Genomic DNA, 16,978 nt, shown 5'->3' with positions numbered 1-16,978 from the left:
CTTTTATCTATATATAATACTGGGTAAAAGTATAGTTCAATACAACATATCGTACAAACAGTTGAATATAACCATGTTCTTCTGTCCTAGAGCTTAATATCCTTAACAGAATGAAGCAATTCCTCGGCCATTAGAGCTAGCGCTTGAGACGAAGAGGTTATTTCCTCCATCGTTGCCAGCTGTTGTTCTGTCGCAGCTGATACACTGATTGTACCGGAAGAAGTTTCTTCTGCTACTAATGCTACTCCCTGCAAAGTTTCAGCAAGCTTAACGGTTTCTTCCGACAATTGATGAGACGCTTCGGATACGGAATTAATTTGGGAAGTGACCGAGTCGACAGCCTCCCGAATATGCAGGAATGATTCGCCTGCGGCCGAGACCGCTATAATTCCAGCTTGGACAACTTCATTACCTTCTCTGACATTATGGACCGTCACCTGAGTATCTGCTTGAATGGAACGCACGAGCTCAGCGATTTGCTTACTTGAGAGTGAGGACTGTTCCGCAAGCTTACGTACCTCTGACGATACGACAGCGAAGCCACGACCCGCTTCACCAGCACGCGCTGCCTCAATTGCGGCATTAAGCGCAAGTAGATTGGTCTGCTTGGCAATCGTTGAAATCACTTCAACAATTTGGCCGATCTCATTGGACCGAGAGCCAAGTACATGAACGCCATCCTCTATTTTCTTAACTGTTGATTGAATATCCTCCATCTGACGTATAGCAGACTGTACGGCTATCGTGCCATCTGCAGCTGTCTGTGTTGCAACATTCGATTTCTCAGCGACTTCGCGGGCGCTATGAGCGATATTCCTTGACTCTACTGACATATTACCGACAAAAGCTACACTTTCCTGAACGACAGCTATTTGCCGTTCTGAACCACTGGCTACCTGCTCGATAATTTCGACGACTTGCTCCGTTGCTTTGGTCGTTTGCTCTGCACCTGCCATCAATTGCTCTGACGAGGCGGCAACTTGCATCGCATTTTGCGATACTTGCTCAATAAGACTTCGTAAGTTTTCAGTCATCCGTTGGAAAGATACAGCAAGTGAACCGATCTCATCCCGGTTTTTCACTTTAACCGGTTCGCTTGTCAAATCACCGGCTGCAATTAACTCAGCTACTGAGGTAATTCTTCGGATTGGTAACGTGATCATTCGACTGATGAAGAAAGCAATACCAATGCCAGCCAATATGGTTACAATGAGCAATATAATAACAAATCTTTTGGAATCGGCAATACTACTTTGCGTATCATTAAGACTTTGCGCCAAAGCGTCCTCCTGTATTTTTATGTAACGATCAGCCGTTTGCATAAACTTATCGATGATCGGCTCATTTTTAAGGGTGAGCTTCATATAATTTTCTACTTCATTTTGCTTCTTGAATTCAATGATCTCTTCCGCATTACTTGTGAAATTCTGTTGCAGCAAATCTAGTCCTTGTAGCAGTAGCCAATCATTCGGATCCGTTGTCCGCGATTGAATCTCCTGACTGACCATAGCGTAACTTCGCACCGCTTCACGATAAGATGTGATGTCATCTTCCTCACCCATAAGTAAAAACGTGTTTATACTTAAATTCTCATCCTTGATAGCAAGACTAAGTGTTTTAACCTTACTTACGATATCAGCACGATCACTAAGGAGCTTCTGGTAGGTTGTATCAATAGAATTAATTTGAAGATAACTGACTGTGGCAATGAGACACAATAATAATAAAATCGATATAAATCCGCTATATAGTTTTTTGCTAATCGTCAATTTCATTTAGCTAGATCCTTCCCCATTGGAGACGACTTCCGCGAACACTTCTGTTGCGCCATCTCTGAATTGTTTCGCAGCCTCTTCCGGTGTGATGTCTCCCTGAAGCATTTGATTTCTTGCCTTGGTGAATAAAATATTAATGCTGTTTGCTACAAGTGGCACGGGTGGATCAATTGGACTGGAATGCTGCTCGACGTGCTCCATATATTTATACTGCTCTTTATCCTCTTCCTTCATCGAACTGAGCAGATGCTCGCGTACTTTCGCCGTAGCTGGAACACCACGCTCAGCTTGCAATATGTCGTTTGCGTCCAAATCATTAAAGAAGAAATCAACGAACAATGCGGCTTCCTTCGTCTGCTTCGTATAAGCAGAGACGGAAAAATACATGGATGGCTTAACATAGTTGCCTTCTGAACCGCCTTTGTAACCAGGGAGTGGAATGAGCTTTAATGCTTTCTCTGTCGATTTACTGTAGCTTACAACGTTATTACTTGTCAGCATATGAAACGCTGCTAACTTGTTTACGATAAGCTTATCTTTGTCAGCGGTACGGTTTCTGGTCTCTTCCGGACTAGCCATCAACTTTTCATCAATGAACTGCTTTTCCATCTTGAAGAAATCCGCCAAGTATTCATCCTTGTCATAACCAAGCGTACTACCATCAATCGAGTATAGAGAAGTTCCCCGTTGTCTCAAATAATAAGGGAAATCCAATTCTCCCGAACCAATCGGATAAAACCCGGGCTGATCCACAGCTGCTTTCAACTGCCTTGAGATCTCAGCAAGATCCTCGTATGTATAGCCTAGAGATGGCGGCTCAATACCGTTTTCCGTGAAAAAGTCAGGGTTGTAAATGATCCCTTGTGCATTAATACCTGTTACCACGCCGTACAGTTTATCATCGATCTTCCCTGAAGCAAGTGAAGAGGCATCCAGATCAGCTATATTCAAATCACCAGAAGAAACCAACTCATCCAGCGGCAACAACAGCTTGCGTTGCACGAATTCGTCAATATACTTGTAGTCCATTTGAATGACATCAGGGAATTCTTGATCTGCGGCATTCATTGCAAGCGTTGTCCAATACTCACCATTCGGGCCATCCGATGGTTCCACTTTAATATCAGGGTATTTCTTCTCAAATAACTCGATAACCTTCAGTGTTCTTTCTTTGCGTCCATCATTTCCCCACCAGGCAACCTTTAATACTTTTTGGCCTGTTTCTGACGTTTCTTCTGTTTTCTGTGCATCCTGATTAGTACAACCTGTTATCAGTGCAGCAGCCATGATGGTGCACAAAGCGATTTTCATTTTCATCAAATAACTCACGATTGCCCCCCCTTGCTTTTGATCAATATAGTGAATGATCATTAATGTAATTTATCGGATTTTTAATTTTTTTAATTAGATGAATGTGGCTCTATCTCATAATGCGATGAAACGCAATTTTAAATATTGATTTTGAAATGCCAAGCGGCAAGTCCCCGCGTGTCTCGGGAACTTGCCGCTTTTTGTATTTTTTATGATATGTCGCCATTCTTCATGCGTGATACTAAGGTTCTCTTTGTCAAAAGGGAAAGGGCTATTGGAACCTCACAAAAACTTGCGGTGGTGCTTCTTACCATCATACGTAAACCAGATTGGTTTATCCTCTACACGTGTCTCCACATGTACCGTACGCCCCCAGAGGCGATACAGATAGGGCAGGGTGCGTTCCATATATTTCAGATCCAGCTCGATGCCCTCATATTGATGTTTCAGCACGAGTTCTCCGGTCCGCAAATAATCGGCATCCTGCACGACCAGATAAGGGGAACCTCCGTTGACACGTGAAAATACGAGCTGATCCCGTATGTTCTCCCAGGCCTTGTCGGTGATTTTCCAATCAGGCCCTTTTTTCTCAAATACGTAAAGGTCGAGATCTTCGGTTAATTGCTTGGTCATGTAATTGCGGATAAAGGAGGTATCGGAATCAAATTCACGCACCTCGAACATTTTGGCACGACCTTGGCCCGGTTTGCGGCCCCAACGTTCCTGTTCTTCACGGGTTGGGTTATCCCAGCGGCGTTCAATATCCTCGAAAATCTTCAGTCCCAAATAATACGGGTTCAGACTTTGCTTGGATGGCTGCACCACGGAGGAGTTGAGTTTGGCAAATTCGATCGTATCCTCACTGTTCAGATCGAGCTCACGTATAATGCGTTGATGCCAGTAGGAGGCCCAGCCTTCGTTCATGATTTTAGTTTCCATCTGTGGCCAGAAATAAAGCATCTCTTCACGCATCATACTCATGATATCCCGCTGCCAGTCGGTCAGCACTTCCGAGAATTCCTGAATAAACCACATAACATCCTTCTCCGGTTCAGGCGGAAAGTGATGGACCTGAATGCCTTCGGCAGGTGCTTCTTCGGTCTGCACATCGTCAAGTGACCATAGATCATCATAGCGGCCTTCAGGCCGTGGTGCTTTCTCACCACGCTGCTCCCGCATTTTCATCTCCATGTAGCGTTGTTTGTCCAAATGGCGGGGTTTAATCAGCTGTGGGTCCACATGTTCCTGAATCGCGATCACGGCATCGATAAATGCTTCAACCGCTTCCGTTCCGTACTCCATCTCATAATTACTAATCCGATCCGCTGTAGCGGCCATACTTTCGACCATATTCCGATTGGATTTGGAGAAGCGGGCATTATTTTTGAAAAAATCGCAGTGCGCCAGTACGTGGGCCACGATCAATTTGTTCTGAATCAGGGAATTGCCATCCAGCAGGAAGGCATAGCAAGGGTTGGAGTTGATGACAAGCTCATAAATTTTGCTGAGTCCAAAGTCGTATTGCATTTTCATCTTATGAAATGTTTTGCCGAAGCTCCAGTGACTGAATCTGGTCGGCATGCCGTAAGCTCCAAATGTATAAATAATATCCGATGGGCAGATTTCGTACCGCATGGGGTAATAATCCAGGCCGAATCCATCGGCAATCTCCATAATCTCGGCAATGGCGTATTCTAGGTCGCGGATTTCATCTGTCATCTAACGCTGCCTCCTTCCCTTTTCTGGAAAAAGCTGCGCAAAGCTTTGTACACTTCGCCTTTTTCTTTGATCACATAATACATGAACTGATCCATCTTGATATGACGGTAAGCCGACATCAGTGTGCTGCTGCGGTTGTACTGATTCACCTCGCCGTACCCAAACATGTTACTACGCTTCATTAACTCACCGATCAGCTTCACACACCGCTCGTTATCCGAGGTCAGGTTATCCCCGTCAGAGAAGTGGAAAGGGTAGATGTTGTAGCTTGAAGGTGGATACCGGCTGTCAATAATATCCAGTGCCTTCATATATACAGAGGAGCAGATGGTGCCTCCGCTCTCGCCACGGGTAAAGAACTCTTCTTCGGTTACTTCCTTGGCTTCCGTATGATGGGCGAGGAAAACAATCTCAACTTTCTCATACTGACGGCGTAGAAAACGGGTCATCCAGAAGAAGAAGCTGCGCGCGCAGTATTTCTCAAATGAACCCATGGACCCGGATGTATCCATCATGGCAATAATAACGGCATTGGATTGTGGAATAATTTTGTCTTCCCATGTCTTGTAGCGCAGGTCATCCGGACTGATGTGATGGATGCCTGGCGTACCGGTCGTTGCATTGCGACGCAGATTTTCCAGAATGGTACGTTTCTTGTCAATATTGGACTGCATTCCTTTTTTGCGAATATCGTTGAAAACTACCGTATGTGTCTCAATCAGGTCTTTGTCTTTCTGCTTCAGATCGGGTAATTCCAGCTCAGCGAAGAGCATATCTTCCAATTCCTCAATACTAACTTCGGCTTCCACAATATCATGACCAGGCTGATCACCAGCTTTTTCGCCTTTGCCGGGTTTCTGCGAAGCAGAGGGATCACGACCGATGACGTCTCCGACCTGACTATCACCGTCTCCTTGACCGACATGTTTTTGCTTCTGGTAGTTATACACAAAACGGTACTCATCCAGACTGCGGATTGGTACCTTGATGATTTGTTTTCCATCAGACATGATGATGTTTTCTTCCGTAATCAGATCAGGCAGATTCTGCTTGATGACATCTTTCACCTTTTGCTGATGGCGCTGCTGGTCCTGGTACCCTTTGCGGTGAAGCGACCAATCTTCCTTCGACACGACGAACGAGTAAGGCTGGTGTGAATTTGACATGTAGGCACCCCCCATTGATTACGCGGCACAGTTTGGCCTGTCGGTAATTAAGTATATTCACGGGCGAGGACGATATGTGATGAGAGTGGATATAAAATGATACAATTACGCAAATTCACCTCGGAGGTAAGATGAGTTGTAAGAACAGAATCTGCTCCATTTTTTACAGAAACAGTGAACAAGTGTGATATCCTTCCTTTACAATAGGAGAAAGACATCGATCAAATAATAGAGATGCATGTAAAGGAAGGATTTATGTGAATAAAAAGGCGATCAAGGCTTGGATAATGTATGATTGGGCCAACTCGGCGTATGCAACAACAGTACTGGCGGCAGTATTGCCCGTATTCTATGCTTCTGTAGCTGCAGCAACGCTGGATACGGATACCGCAGCCTCCTACCTGGCCTACACACACTCCATTGGCATGTTGTGCGTAGCTCTGCTAACACCGTTGCTTGGCACGTTGGCTGATTTGTCAGGACGGAAGGGCGACTTCCTGCGTGTATTTGCAATCATAGGAGTCCTTGCCACGTTGGGATTCAGCGCAATCGGAGAAGGGGACTGGCTCCTTGCTTCCGCGTTACTGGTCATATCCACCATTGGTTTTGCGGGTGGTAACACCTTTTACGATGCGATGCTGCCGGATTTGGTTCCCGTGGAACGAAGGGACATGATATCCTCCAAAGGTTATGCCTATGGATATATTGGAGGAGGCTTGCTGCTTGCCGTGAATATGCTGATGATCCAGCAACCGGGCTGGTTTGGGATGAGCAGTACACTGGCAGGTACAAGGCTTGCGTTCATCTCTGTATCGTTGTGGTGGTTACTGTTCTCGATACCGATCTTTCGCCATGCTCCGAGACGTCCTGCATCACCGGACATGCCTGGATCATGGAAAGGTTACGCCGTGGTGGGCGTTCGCAGACTGCGGCAAACCTTCCGTCAGATGCGACGTTTTCCCCAGTTAATTCGTATGCTGGTGGCGTTCTGGTTTTTTAATGACGGCATTAATACCATCATTCTGATGGCTACGATCTATGGGACAAGTATAGGCATAGGTACAGCCGACTTGATGCTCGCACTGCTGCTAACCCAGTTCATCGGTTTCCCGTGCACCTTGTTACTGGGAGCATGGGCGCAGCGCTGGGGCGCAAAGCAGGTATTAATCGTGAGTTTATCCGTGTACATATGTATCGTGATCCTCGGTTATTTCATGACACAAGCGAGCCACTTTTATATACTAGCTGGGCTGGTTGGTGTCGTGCAGGGTGTGAGTCAATCCACAGCTCGTTCCCTGTTTAGCAATCTGATGCCAGCTGGCAGAACAGGAGAGTATTTTGGCTTTGTGAATATTACAGGCAAATTCTCTTCGATCTTCGGTCCATTTGTGTTTGGTTATGTTGGGCAGATCACTGGTTCCACGCGTTGGGGTATTCTGTCGCTCATCTTCTTTTTCGTCGCGGGAATTGCTGTATTGTTAACCGTGAAGGTACAGAACGGGATGCAGGATGCTACACGGGCAGATCAGGAAGAAGAGCGAAATGGGAGTATCAGAGCTGCTGGGAAAAGTTCAAATGTAAGGTTTACAGGTTAGTTGTTCATCGGTTTTCATATCAAACTTCTCTAATGAATTACTCTCATGGCTTCAGGCATTGTTCCTCGCAGAACATGTCTGGAGCTTATTCGCGTTTGTGCATCCTGCTCAGAATTGATTATGAATAAGTGCTTAAACGACAGACAGCAGAATACAGTGAAAGAGTAACAATTTATGAAAAGGTGAAAATAAAAGATTGACATGATACATTTTGTATCATAGAGTAAAACTATGAATACATAATGTATCTGAGAGTTGTCGAAAGAATACATGTATTTTGCATCACTCTTGGATTAAATTCCGACGGAATGTTGCAAAATGCTGAACTATAGCGTGCGTAGTAATCGTTTTGCCAAACACAAAAGTAGAGTCTGGTCTATCCCGGCTGCATGCTTATTTTAATGAACAAAGGAGAGGCTGCCATTGATCGACGCTCAAGGTAACGGACTTGTTTTCTTACTATGTGTTCCCCGCAGTGGTAGCTCGTTGTCCACCGTCATGCTACAAAATCACAGTCGTATATTTGCCACCCAGGAAATGTGGTTTCTGATGAGCCTTGTCGATCTGCCAAAGACCGATTCACGTGCTTACGGTGGCAGCTCCATCATGCGTCAGTTCTACAATGCCATGGTATCTGAGGATGTTTTCGAAAAGGCGTGCAGAAGTTTTGCTCTTGAGATCTACAATGGATTCCTGGAAGGCAGTGGAGCAGACTTCATCGTTGATAAATCTCCGCGTTATTATTACATGCTTGAATGGCTGGATCGTTTGTTCCCGCAGTCCAAGCGCATTCATCTCCAGCGTAATCCTCTGGCTATAGCAGCATCATTCAAAAAGGTAAACCGTCATACAGGTGAAGCATTCGACCTGACTCATAGTCTGCAGAGTAGCAAATTAAATATGAAAGCCGTAGATCTCACACTGGGTATGCTCCGCCTGAATGATTATTTTGCCGAACCACACACCAATGCGCATGAACTGCAATATGAACAATTGGTCGCCAGACCTCAGGAAGAACTCGAGAAACTATGTGCATTTCTGGGGATTCGATATGAACAGGGTATGGAACAGTATGGACAGTTTCTGGATAGTGCAAAATCTGACATGTTCTACAGTATGGGGGTTGGTGATCCATTCCTCTCTTCGCATCAAGAGGCTCATCAGGGTTCTGTTAACAACTGGAAAAGTATATTAGATCCACAAGAAGTTGAACTGTATTGCCGTGTTATGGGTGCAGATCTGTTCCACCGGATGGGGTACAGTGAACAGCTGGCGGAAGCTGAACAATGGACGGGTGTTCGTTATGAAGCAAGTCCGGATCAGGAAGTCATTGACCGAATCACGCATCAGTTGACGGTAGCGACCGGTTGCCAGTGGCAGCAACAATACCGGATGCAGCCAGCTGATTCTGTTGTTCGTGATTCGCTCGCGAATCGGAATGATCCAGTTGTCGAAGGAAAGGAAAAGACAGATCCGACGTTGGCTGCGCTGGCAACGATCAGGCAGTTACAGGCCGCGCTACGAGCAGCAGATCATCGACTGGAACGGGGATACGGCGAGCGGGAGCGCTTGAAACTCCAACTGGCCTCTGCTCAAAGCAAAATACAGCGTATCAAATCATGGGTACCATTTGGTCATCAGATCAGCGCTTGGGCTTCACAGCGCAAGATTCTACGGGGAGGAAAATCATGAGCGCCATAGCGGGAATTGTTCACAACGATGGTCAGCAGGCGCTATGGGAAGACAGCTGGCGTTTGTACGCAAGCCTGGGGCATGTGCCTGCAGATACGACAGGGGTCTGGAAAGGCAATGAGGCGTTCCTTAGCTGTCATGCCCAGTGGATTACACCGGAATCGGTAAGCGAGAAGCTGCCTTTATATGATGAGGATAGTGGTCTGACCATCACAGCAGATGCGATCCTGGATAATCGGGAACAACTGGCAGATCAATTACAGATATCCAGAGCAGAACTGGCTATGTTGGCGGATAGTGAACTGATCCTGCGTGCCTATCAGCGTTGGGGAGACGATGTGGCTGTTCGATTACTAGGGGATTTTGTATTTGCCATCTGGGATGATCGGAATCGCAAACTATATGCAGCAAGAGACATTACAGGCATGAGAGCTTTTTATTACCGACATGATGGTTCACGTTTTGCTTTCTGCACACTCATGAATCCGTTGCTCGGACTTGAAGGGGTACATAAAGAACTTGATGAGACCTGGTTATCTGAGTTCCTTGCCATTCCTGACATGCATGATTCAGCAGATATCAACTCGACCGTATACCGGGGAATAAGTCAGCTGCCTTCTGCACATACACTTGTCTTCCGGGACGGGAGGCTGGAACTAAAGCAATATCATCGCTGGGATGAAGTGGAGCCTCTAAGGCTTAAATCCGACGGTGAATATGTAGAAGCGTTTCGAGAGGTCTTTGGGCAGGCGGTCGGATCACGATTGCGAACTCACAGGCAAGTGGCTGCTGCATTAAGTGGAGGGCTCGACTCGGGAGCCGTTGTTGGTTTTGCCTCCGGAACACTGAGAAGTCAGGGCAAACGACTGCATGCCTATAGTTATGTTCCCGTGCCGGATTTCACTGATTATACATCGAAAACGTTGCTGGCAGACGAGAGACCCTTCATTCGTTCCACGATTAATCACGTCGGCAATATCACAGAGAACTATCTTGATTTTGAAGGCAGAAGTCCTCTCAGTGAAGTGGATACTTGGCTCGACATTATGGAGATGCCCTATAAATACTTTGAAAATTCGTTCTGGATACGCGGATTCTATGAAAAAGCGAGCCAGCAGGATGCAGGCATTCTACTCACAGGGGCACGTGGTAATTTCACCATCTCCTGGGGTCCGGCTCTGGATTATTACGCCAGTCTGCTGAAAAGTGGCCGTTGGTACCGCTGGTTCCGTGAGATGCAGCAGTATAGTGAACGCACTGGCATGCCTTTCTCCCGTATAGCCAAGATCACAGGGAAAAAGGCATATCCGGATTGGTTCAAGGCTCAGTCCAAAGGAGCCAGCCAGGCCGCATCCGTACAGTTGATTCATCCTGATTTTGCGCAGAGAACGGGTGTACTGGAACGACTCAAATCCATTATCGTTCTGCAGGGCGGTGCCCAGGCGGATGCGCTCAAAGTGCGTGCCGAGAAATTCAATAATCTGGCCATTGCGAACAAAAACGGTGCTGTCGCCACGAAATGTTCTCTCCGTTACCGGGCTTGGGAGCGTGACCCGACAAGCGATGCCAGAGTCATTCGGTTCTGCCTGTCCGTACCGATTGAACAATATGTGAAACAAGGGACGGATCGTTCGTTGATTCGCCGGGCTACTTCACCGGAGTTGCCTGATAAGGTCAGACTGAATCAGCGGGTACGGGGTGTTCAGCCGGCGGATTGGTTACATCGCATCATTCCGAATTGGGATGCCTTTACGGCCGAGTTGCATGCCTTGTGTTCTGACAGCAAGGTCGCTGGCATATTAAACACGGAGCGTATCAAGTCTGCTCTGGCCAATTTTCCGAGTCCGAGACCTGAACTTGCGTCTCATCCAGATCTGCGATTGATGATGCATAGTCTGATCGTCTATCGGTTCATTCGGAAATTTTGAATGAGGGCACATGAAAGGAGGTGAATACGATGCAAATGGAAAAAAAGGAATGGCAAGCACCAGCTCTTGAAGTGTTGGAAGTCAATCAAACGATGGCCGGTACTGGCTACAGACAAATTGACTGGGTAACGGTTCACGATGCAGATCTGTACGATCCAACTTCCTAAGTTATTAAGTTTTATGAAGTGTCATCATACTTAAAGGGCGGAATGCAACAAATCCAGCTTTTCGCCTCCGCCCTTATATTGAGCAACACGAATATAAGGGCTTTTTTTTACATTTTATTACGAAGGAGGCGTCGTTCATTGTTGCCTGTGCATTATGTAGCGTATGGTTTGCGCTGGTCGAGCCAAATTCCAATGCCTGAACTGCAGAGCGTACCCATGGATGCAGAGATTCGTTCTGATGTCGCGGATGTACACATTGAGTCATCAGATCTGACTACATTGTGGGAGAAGTGGGATCTCGGCAACGACAACTTTGTGGCACGGGAAGGCAGCCTTTTTTTCAAAATCGAAGATACAGGTCTGTTTCTAATGGAGCAAGGAAAGCGCATCGTTGTATGCTCACAGCCGGGAGCAGATGAGAAGAAGGTTAGATTATTCATCCTGGGCACCTGTATGGCGGTTGTTATGATGCAACGTGGCATTCTTCCACTACATGGTAGTGCAGTTGTTATGGATGGCTGGGCTTACGCATTTGTCGGACATTCGGGGGCAGGGAAATCAACGCTGTCGGCTGCACTCGCATCACGCGGATATCCGCTTCTCACCGATGATGTTGTCGCACTGACCTGGGATGCTGGGGGAAGAGCCATCGTATCACCTGGTTATCCGCAACAGAAGTTATGGCAGCCCAGTCTGGATGGCTTCGGCATGAAGGAACAGGATTATGCAACGGTTCACGCAGAGATTAGGAAGTATGCGATACCTGTTCAGCACTATTTTCATGATATGGCTGTGCCACTGGCAGGGGTATTTGAACTTGCTCCACAACCGGAAGAAGACCATACGTCCGTTCAACTGGTTGAAGTGACAGGGCTGGAACGACTGCATCTGTTATGCTCCAATACGTTCCGTGGTGGACTCGCTGCAAGGCAAGGGTTGGCACAATGGCTATTCGAGACCGTCTCAAGACTCTCGGCAAGTGTGGAAATAGGCAGATTGACCAGAACGGGCGCTGAGTTTACAGCATTTGAGATGGTGGATCGGATCACAGATCATATACGCAAAGGAGTGCATACAGGACAATGACAGCGACTACACCGATGAATGTGGAAGACCGGGTAACCCGGAAGGAAGGTAATCTGGTCAGTGATATGGGCGGTGAGAAAGTCATGATGAGCATTAGCTCTGGAAAGTACTATAATCTCGGGAGTACGGGCGGGAGAATCTGGGATCTGATCGCAGAGGAACGTACGCTGGGGGAACTGGTGGAGGTACTTGCTGCGGAGTATGAGATTGAGCCGGATGTATGTCGTGAGCAGGTAGTGCAATTCCTGGAACATCTGTCCCGTGAGGGATTAATCGACGTTGTTCGCGGAGTGTAGAATGATGTTGCGAAAAATGAAGGCCTATTTCTCCCTTCCGCGCGCGATGCGCCGACTGGTCTGGGAAGCTTATGTCCTCCTGGGTTGGGCGCGAATCCTGAAGGCTATGCCATTTGCCAAAATCGCACCCGGGCTGGGGACGCCCATGGTCGAAACACCGATGACCGGACTCGACCGCAGTGAGGTAATTGCGATACGGAATATTTCCAGAGCGATTGTGCTCGCCAGCAAATATACGTTATGGGAAAGCCGCTGCCTGGTGATGGCGATTGCCGGGATGAAGATGCTTGAGCGACGCAAGATAGAGAGCACGTTATACATGGGGACTGCACGGAATAAGCAAGGACATATGATGGCTCATGCCTGGCTGCGAAGTGGTAAATTGATCGTGACCGGAGCTGATACTATGGACCAATATACGGTTGTCGGCGTGTTTGGCAAACGGTGTCCGGAGAAGGGATCTGGGGAGATTGTCTATGATACATGAAAGTGAACTCTATTCATCAGGATTTCCGAAGGAGCTTAAACTGATTTTGAGTATGATTAGAGGTGATCTGACGGCTCTATCCCCTGAAGAACTCAAGGCGCGTTTGCAGGGAACAGATTGGCAGCTCTTTCTGCGGCTTGTCTATCATCACCGCTTGTACTCTGTCCTTTACCTGAAAATGAAAGAACTGAACTCCACGATCATTCCGGCGGATGTTATGGAGAGTCTGCGACAACAATATACGGTCAATACGTTCCGCATGTTACATCTGACAGCTGAAATGGAGCAGGTGTGTGGAGCTTTTCGTGAACGCGGTATCCGCAATATTACACTAAAGGGACCAGCGCTCGCCCATGATCTCTATGGCGATGTATCGATGCGAACCTCCAAAGACCTGGATATCCTGATTCCGTTTGATGATGTGGAAGCGGCTGAAGGCATTCTGGCTACCCTCGGATATGTATCCAAGGAAGGGGAGCGGGCACCTACGGTGCGCAGCTGGAAATGGCGGGAACATCATATCTGTTACACACATCCGGTCAAGAAGACTCAAGTGGAGATCCATTGGCGGCTTAACCCGGATTCGGGCAAAGAAATCGATTTCGAATTGCTGTGGCAACGCAGCCGGTTCAGTTCATACACACAGACACCTGTCCGCATGCTCGAACAAGAAGATCTGTGGGCTTATCTGGTAACTCATGGAGCGCGGCACGGATGGTTCAGACTACGCTGGTTGCTGGATATCGACCAGATGATTCGCAGTATGTCACTCGATGTGAAGAAAGTAGAGAGACGTCTGAAAGCGGAGGGACGTTTATCGATCGGTTCGCAGGCGCTCTGCTTGACCTCGAATTTATTTAACACACCGCTGGATGCAGAGTACAGGTCCTTAATGTCCTTGAGTGATCATACAGGCAAGCGATTAGCCAGTGAAGGCGCACTGTTCATGAATGACATGCTGGAAAGTCCAGCTGATATGAAGTCTTATCAATCGTATCTGTTTAAACTTCGAAGTACGAAGCAGAAATGGTTTTTCTTTATTGAACGTTTATATCCAAGTACATGGGATGTGGATCAATTGCCGCTTCCACGTTCTTTGTTTTTTCTGTACTTTCCGTTACGTCCGTTTCTCTGGTTCTGGCGGCGAATTAAAAGGTATACGGTGACGGAAAGGGGTAAAGTATGATCTCGGAATTAAAGTATTTCATGCGAAAGCTGCATCATGTTACGGGGCCCATTCTATATTGGAATCTGCTAGGAATGATCTGTATCAGTCTCATGGAAGGGATCGGCATCTACATGCTTGTTCCGATGTTGAGTCTGATTGGCATATTTGAGATGGGCTCCACAGGCTTAAACATTCCCTGGCTTGGCGACGTGTTGAATCGTTTTTCTGAAAATAGCCAATTGTTACTCGTATTGTTCACCTTTGTGTTGATTGTCTCCGGACAGGCCTGGATGCAGCGTCTCCAGACGATCCGTAATACGCGAATTCAGCAGCAATTTGTACGAACGCTGCGCATGGAAACCTATGGTGCCATTATTATGGCGCAATGGTCATTTTTTCTCCAAAAACGAAAATCCGATTTTAACCATATATTAACGACTGAGCTTGCACGTGTGAGCCAAGGAACGAGCATTATGCTGCAAATGGCTGCTTCCCTGATCTTTACGGGGATTCAGATTGGTCTAGCTTTCTGGTTATCTGCCAAGTTGACGGCACTTGTGCTCGTCTGTGGATTGGTATTATTTATCGTCTTGAGAAAATTCGTCAAGCGGGCCAAGCAGATTGGAGACCAGACTTCTGAATTTTCGCAAAGTTATTATAACGGCATTACCGAGCATTTCAACGGAATTAAGGATATTAAGAGCAATATGCTCGAGCGTTCACACATGAACTGGTTTGAGCGCATGTGTAGACAGATTGAACGCAATGTCATTCAATTTAGCCAATTGAACAGTGGCACACAGCTGATTCACCGGATGTCCGCGGCTATCATTATTGCGGCATTCATCTATCTTTCTCTCCGTGTAATGACAGTACCTCCGGCAAGTCTCATACTCATTATCCTTATCTTTTCCCGCTTATGGCCAAGGTTTACGGCGATTCAGTCCAATCTGGAGTACATCAGCTCCATGCTGCCTGCGTTTCGGGTGGTAAGAGAATTGCAAGCGCAGACGGCAAAGAGTCGTGAGATTAGTGAAGAGATTGCCTCAGCAAAAGATGTTGGAATTGGTGAGATTCAACCTATGAAACTGAAGGAATCTATCACGTGTCAGGATGTCTGCTATCGTTATGAGGGCAGTGATACGTACTCATTAATGAATGTGCAAGCCTCTATTCCGGCAAGGGGCATGACCGCGATTGTAGGCAAATCCGGAGCAGGCAAGAGCACGCTGATAGATCTGATTATGGGCCTCGTCAGACCCGAGAGTGGTCGCATTTTGATTGACGGTGTACCGTTGTCAGAAGAACGATTACTGAGCTGGCGGAGTTCCATCGGATATGTCTCTCAGGACCCATTCCTGTTTCATACGAGTATTCGGGAGAATCTGCGTCTGGTTGATCCGAATGCAAGTGAAGAACAGATGTGGCAAGCATTGCAGTTTTCGTCTTCTGCGGCTTTTGTACGGAAGTTACCTCAGGGTCTGGATACGATTATAGGTGATCGAGGTATTCGACTATCTGGGGGGGAACGCCAACGGTTGGTGCTTGCCCGGGCCATGCTGCGGAATCCTTCGGTGCTAGTGCTGGATGAAGCAACGAGTGCGCTGGACAGTGAGAATGAACAGTACATTCATGAGGCGCTGGAACGGTTAAAAGGACATGTCACCATTATCGTGATTGCACACCGATTGTCCACCATTCGGACGGCAGATCGTGTGATTGTGCTGGACGAAGGTCGTGTCATCCAAGAGGGCGGATATCAGCAGTTATCTACAGACCCGGTAGGCACGTTCAGCAAACTTCTGAACATGCAAGCGGGTGTTGTGGGACAGTAGGTAGGCAAGTCATAACGTAAAGAGGCGCGCCACGATGGCGCGCCTTTCATGTAAGTCATTAGTGTGATGTGCAAGAATTAATGAACGAGCGCTGTATTCGTAGGGAGTGGCAGTTGAAGAGCACCAATCTGCTCCAAATGCTGTACGATCTCCTGCACGGCGTCCTCAATAGACCATTGCTCCGTATCGATGATGAATGAAGGAGATTTCGGTACATCATAGGGGGCGGAAATGCCTGTGAAATGAGGGATGTCACCGTTGCGGGCTTTTTTGTACAGGCCTTTGGGATCTCGCCGCTCACATTCTTCAATCGAACAGCGCACATAGATTTCAATGAAATCATCCGGTTCAAATAACTGTCTAACCATCTCACGATCCTGTTCATGAGGAGAGATAAAGGCTGAAAGGACAAACAACCCGGCATCTACCATTAACTTCGATACTTCACCAATTCGCCGCAGATTTTCTTGACGATCCTCAGCTGTAAAACCGAGATCCCGGTTCAGACCATGACGTACATTATCCCCGTCGAGAACATAACAACGCACGCCTTGGTCGTAGAGATACTGCTCCAGGGCAAATGCAAGGGATGACTTTCCTGCACCCGATAACCCGGTAAACCAGATGGCACGACTACGGTGTCCATTATGTTTCTCCCGGTCTTGTCTGTTGATGCTAGATGATTGCCAGGTTATGTTGCGCTCTTCCTTTGACATGAGTATCCCGCCTTTTCCCTACCATGATATGCATAAC

At 47.1% G+C, this 16,978-nt stretch carries 14 protein-coding genes; 9 read left to right on the top strand and 5 right to left on the bottom strand.

The genetic code is table 11. From position 1 onward, the window contains the following. Positions 1 to 86: 86 nt before the first annotated feature. The 4 genes from HF638_RS02855 to yhbH all read right to left on the bottom strand — a co-directional run bounded on the left by HF638_RS02855 (position 87) and on the right by yhbH (position 5,971). On the bottom strand, positions 87 to 1,775 hold the full coding sequence (locus HF638_RS02855) for a methyl-accepting chemotaxis protein (RefSeq protein ID WP_169478764.1): 1,689 nt from the start codon (positions 1,773 to 1,775) through the stop codon (positions 87 to 89). After that, a complete protein-coding gene (locus HF638_RS02850) occupies positions 1,776 to 3,104 on the bottom strand; it encodes an extracellular solute-binding protein (RefSeq protein ID WP_169478763.1) in 1,329 nt (442 codons plus the stop codon). A 264-nt stretch (positions 3,105 to 3,368) separates the two neighbouring features. Beyond that, positions 3,369 to 4,805 carry a SpoVR family protein gene (locus HF638_RS02845; protein WP_169478762.1) on the bottom strand — a complete coding sequence of 479 codons (1,437 nt, stop codon included), beginning with the start codon at positions 4,803 to 4,805 and terminating at the stop codon, positions 3,369 to 3,371. Continuing rightward, a complete protein-coding gene (gene yhbH / locus HF638_RS02840) occupies positions 4,802 to 5,971 on the bottom strand; it encodes a sporulation protein YhbH (RefSeq protein ID WP_036609998.1) in 1,170 nt (389 codons plus the stop codon). The genes HF638_RS02845 and yhbH overlap by 4 nt, the downstream gene beginning before the upstream one ends. A 257-nt stretch (positions 5,972 to 6,228) precedes the next feature. Between yhbH and HF638_RS02835 the strand changes: the two genes are divergently transcribed. The 9 genes from HF638_RS02835 (at position 6,229) to HF638_RS02795 (ending at position 16,225) form a co-directional block, all read left to right on the top strand. Further along, entirely contained in the window at positions 6,229 to 7,566 is a 1,338-nt protein-coding gene (locus tag HF638_RS02835; protein WP_169478761.1) for an MFS transporter, read from the top strand. Between the two features lie 423 nt (positions 7,567 to 7,989). Then, positions 7,990 to 9,258, top strand: a complete 1,269-nt coding sequence (locus HF638_RS02830; protein WP_169478760.1) for a sulfotransferase family protein — start codon at positions 7,990 to 7,992, stop codon at positions 9,256 to 9,258. Further along, on the top strand, positions 9,255 to 11,186 hold the full coding sequence (locus HF638_RS02825; RefSeq protein WP_169478759.1) for an asparagine synthase-related protein: 1,932 nt from the start codon (positions 9,255 to 9,257) through the stop codon (positions 11,184 to 11,186). The genes HF638_RS02830 and HF638_RS02825 overlap by 4 nt, the downstream gene beginning before the upstream one ends. A gap of 29 nt (positions 11,187 to 11,215) precedes the next feature. Continuing rightward, entirely contained in the window at positions 11,216 to 11,353 is a 138-nt protein-coding gene (locus HF638_RS02820) for a paeninodin family lasso peptide (RefSeq protein ID WP_017689562.1), read from the top strand. 138 nt (positions 11,354 to 11,491) lie between these two features. Beyond that, complete coding sequence (locus tag HF638_RS02815; protein ID WP_169478758.1) at positions 11,492 to 12,439, top strand: phosphoenolpyruvate carboxykinase (ATP); 948 nt, start codon at positions 11,492 to 11,494, stop codon at positions 12,437 to 12,439. Beyond that, on the top strand, positions 12,436 to 12,735 hold the full coding sequence (locus HF638_RS02810; RefSeq protein ID WP_169478757.1) for a lasso peptide biosynthesis PqqD family chaperone: 300 nt from the start codon (positions 12,436 to 12,438) through the stop codon (positions 12,733 to 12,735). Before HF638_RS02815 ends, HF638_RS02810 begins: the two co-directional genes overlap by 4 nt. A gap of 4 nt (positions 12,736 to 12,739) precedes the next feature. Next, entirely contained in the window at positions 12,740 to 13,222 is a 483-nt protein-coding gene (locus HF638_RS02805; RefSeq protein WP_169479135.1) for a lasso peptide biosynthesis B2 protein, read from the top strand. A gap of 52 nt (positions 13,223 to 13,274) precedes the next feature. After that, positions 13,275 to 14,408 carry a nucleotidyltransferase domain-containing protein gene (locus tag HF638_RS02800; protein ID WP_248278019.1) on the top strand — a complete coding sequence of 378 codons (1,134 nt, stop codon included), beginning with the start codon at positions 13,275 to 13,277 and terminating at the stop codon, positions 14,406 to 14,408. Continuing rightward, a complete protein-coding gene (locus tag HF638_RS02795; RefSeq protein WP_169479134.1) occupies positions 14,408 to 16,225 on the top strand; it encodes an ATP-binding cassette domain-containing protein in 1,818 nt (605 codons plus the stop codon). Before HF638_RS02800 ends, HF638_RS02795 begins: the two co-directional genes overlap by 1 nt. Positions 16,226 to 16,302: 77 nt before the next feature. Here HF638_RS02795 and cysC read toward each other — a convergent pair whose 3' ends face one another. Beyond that, positions 16,303 to 16,941 (bottom strand): adenylyl-sulfate kinase, encoded by a 639-nt coding sequence (cysC, locus tag HF638_RS02790; protein ID WP_169478755.1) that lies wholly within the window; start codon positions 16,939 to 16,941, stop codon positions 16,303 to 16,305. Positions 16,942 to 16,978: the final 37 nt, after the last annotated feature.

It is taken from the genome of Paenibacillus sp. SZ31 (assembly GCF_012912005.1).
Classification (GTDB): domain Bacteria; phylum Bacillota; class Bacilli; order Paenibacillales; family Paenibacillaceae; genus Paenibacillus.
Note: the sequence above shows the minus strand (reverse complement) of the source record. Positions and strands in the feature narration are given on the sequence as shown.

Bases quoted from the DNA above. Each gene is read 5' to 3' on its own strand.
- HF638_RS02855 (WP_169478764.1), bottom strand. From the start codon at position 1,775: ATGAAATTGACGATTAGCAAAAAACTATATAGCGGATTTATATCGATT.
- HF638_RS02845 (WP_169478762.1), bottom strand. From the start codon at position 4,805: ATGACAGATGAAATCCGCGACCTAGAATACGCCATTGCCGAGATTATG.
- yhbH (WP_036609998.1), bottom strand. From the start codon at position 5,971: ATGTCAAATTCACACCAGCCTTACTCGTTCGTCGTGTCGAAGGAAGAT.
- HF638_RS02825 (WP_169478759.1), top strand. From the start codon at position 9,255: ATGAGCGCCATAGCGGGAATTGTTCACAACGATGGTCAGCAGGCGCTA.
- HF638_RS02820 (WP_017689562.1), top strand. From the start codon at position 11,216: ATGCAAATGGAAAAAAAGGAATGGCAAGCACCAGCTCTTGAAGTGTTG.
- HF638_RS02810 (WP_169478757.1), top strand. From the start codon at position 12,436: ATGACAGCGACTACACCGATGAATGTGGAAGACCGGGTAACCCGGAAG.
- HF638_RS02805 (WP_169479135.1), top strand. From the start codon at position 12,740: ATGTTGCGAAAAATGAAGGCCTATTTCTCCCTTCCGCGCGCGATGCGC.
- HF638_RS02800 (WP_248278019.1), top strand. From the start codon at position 13,275: ATGATTAGAGGTGATCTGACGGCTCTATCCCCTGAAGAACTCAAGGCG.
- cysC (WP_169478755.1), bottom strand. From the start codon at position 16,941: ATGTCAAAGGAAGAGCGCAACATAACCTGGCAATCATCTAGCATCAAC.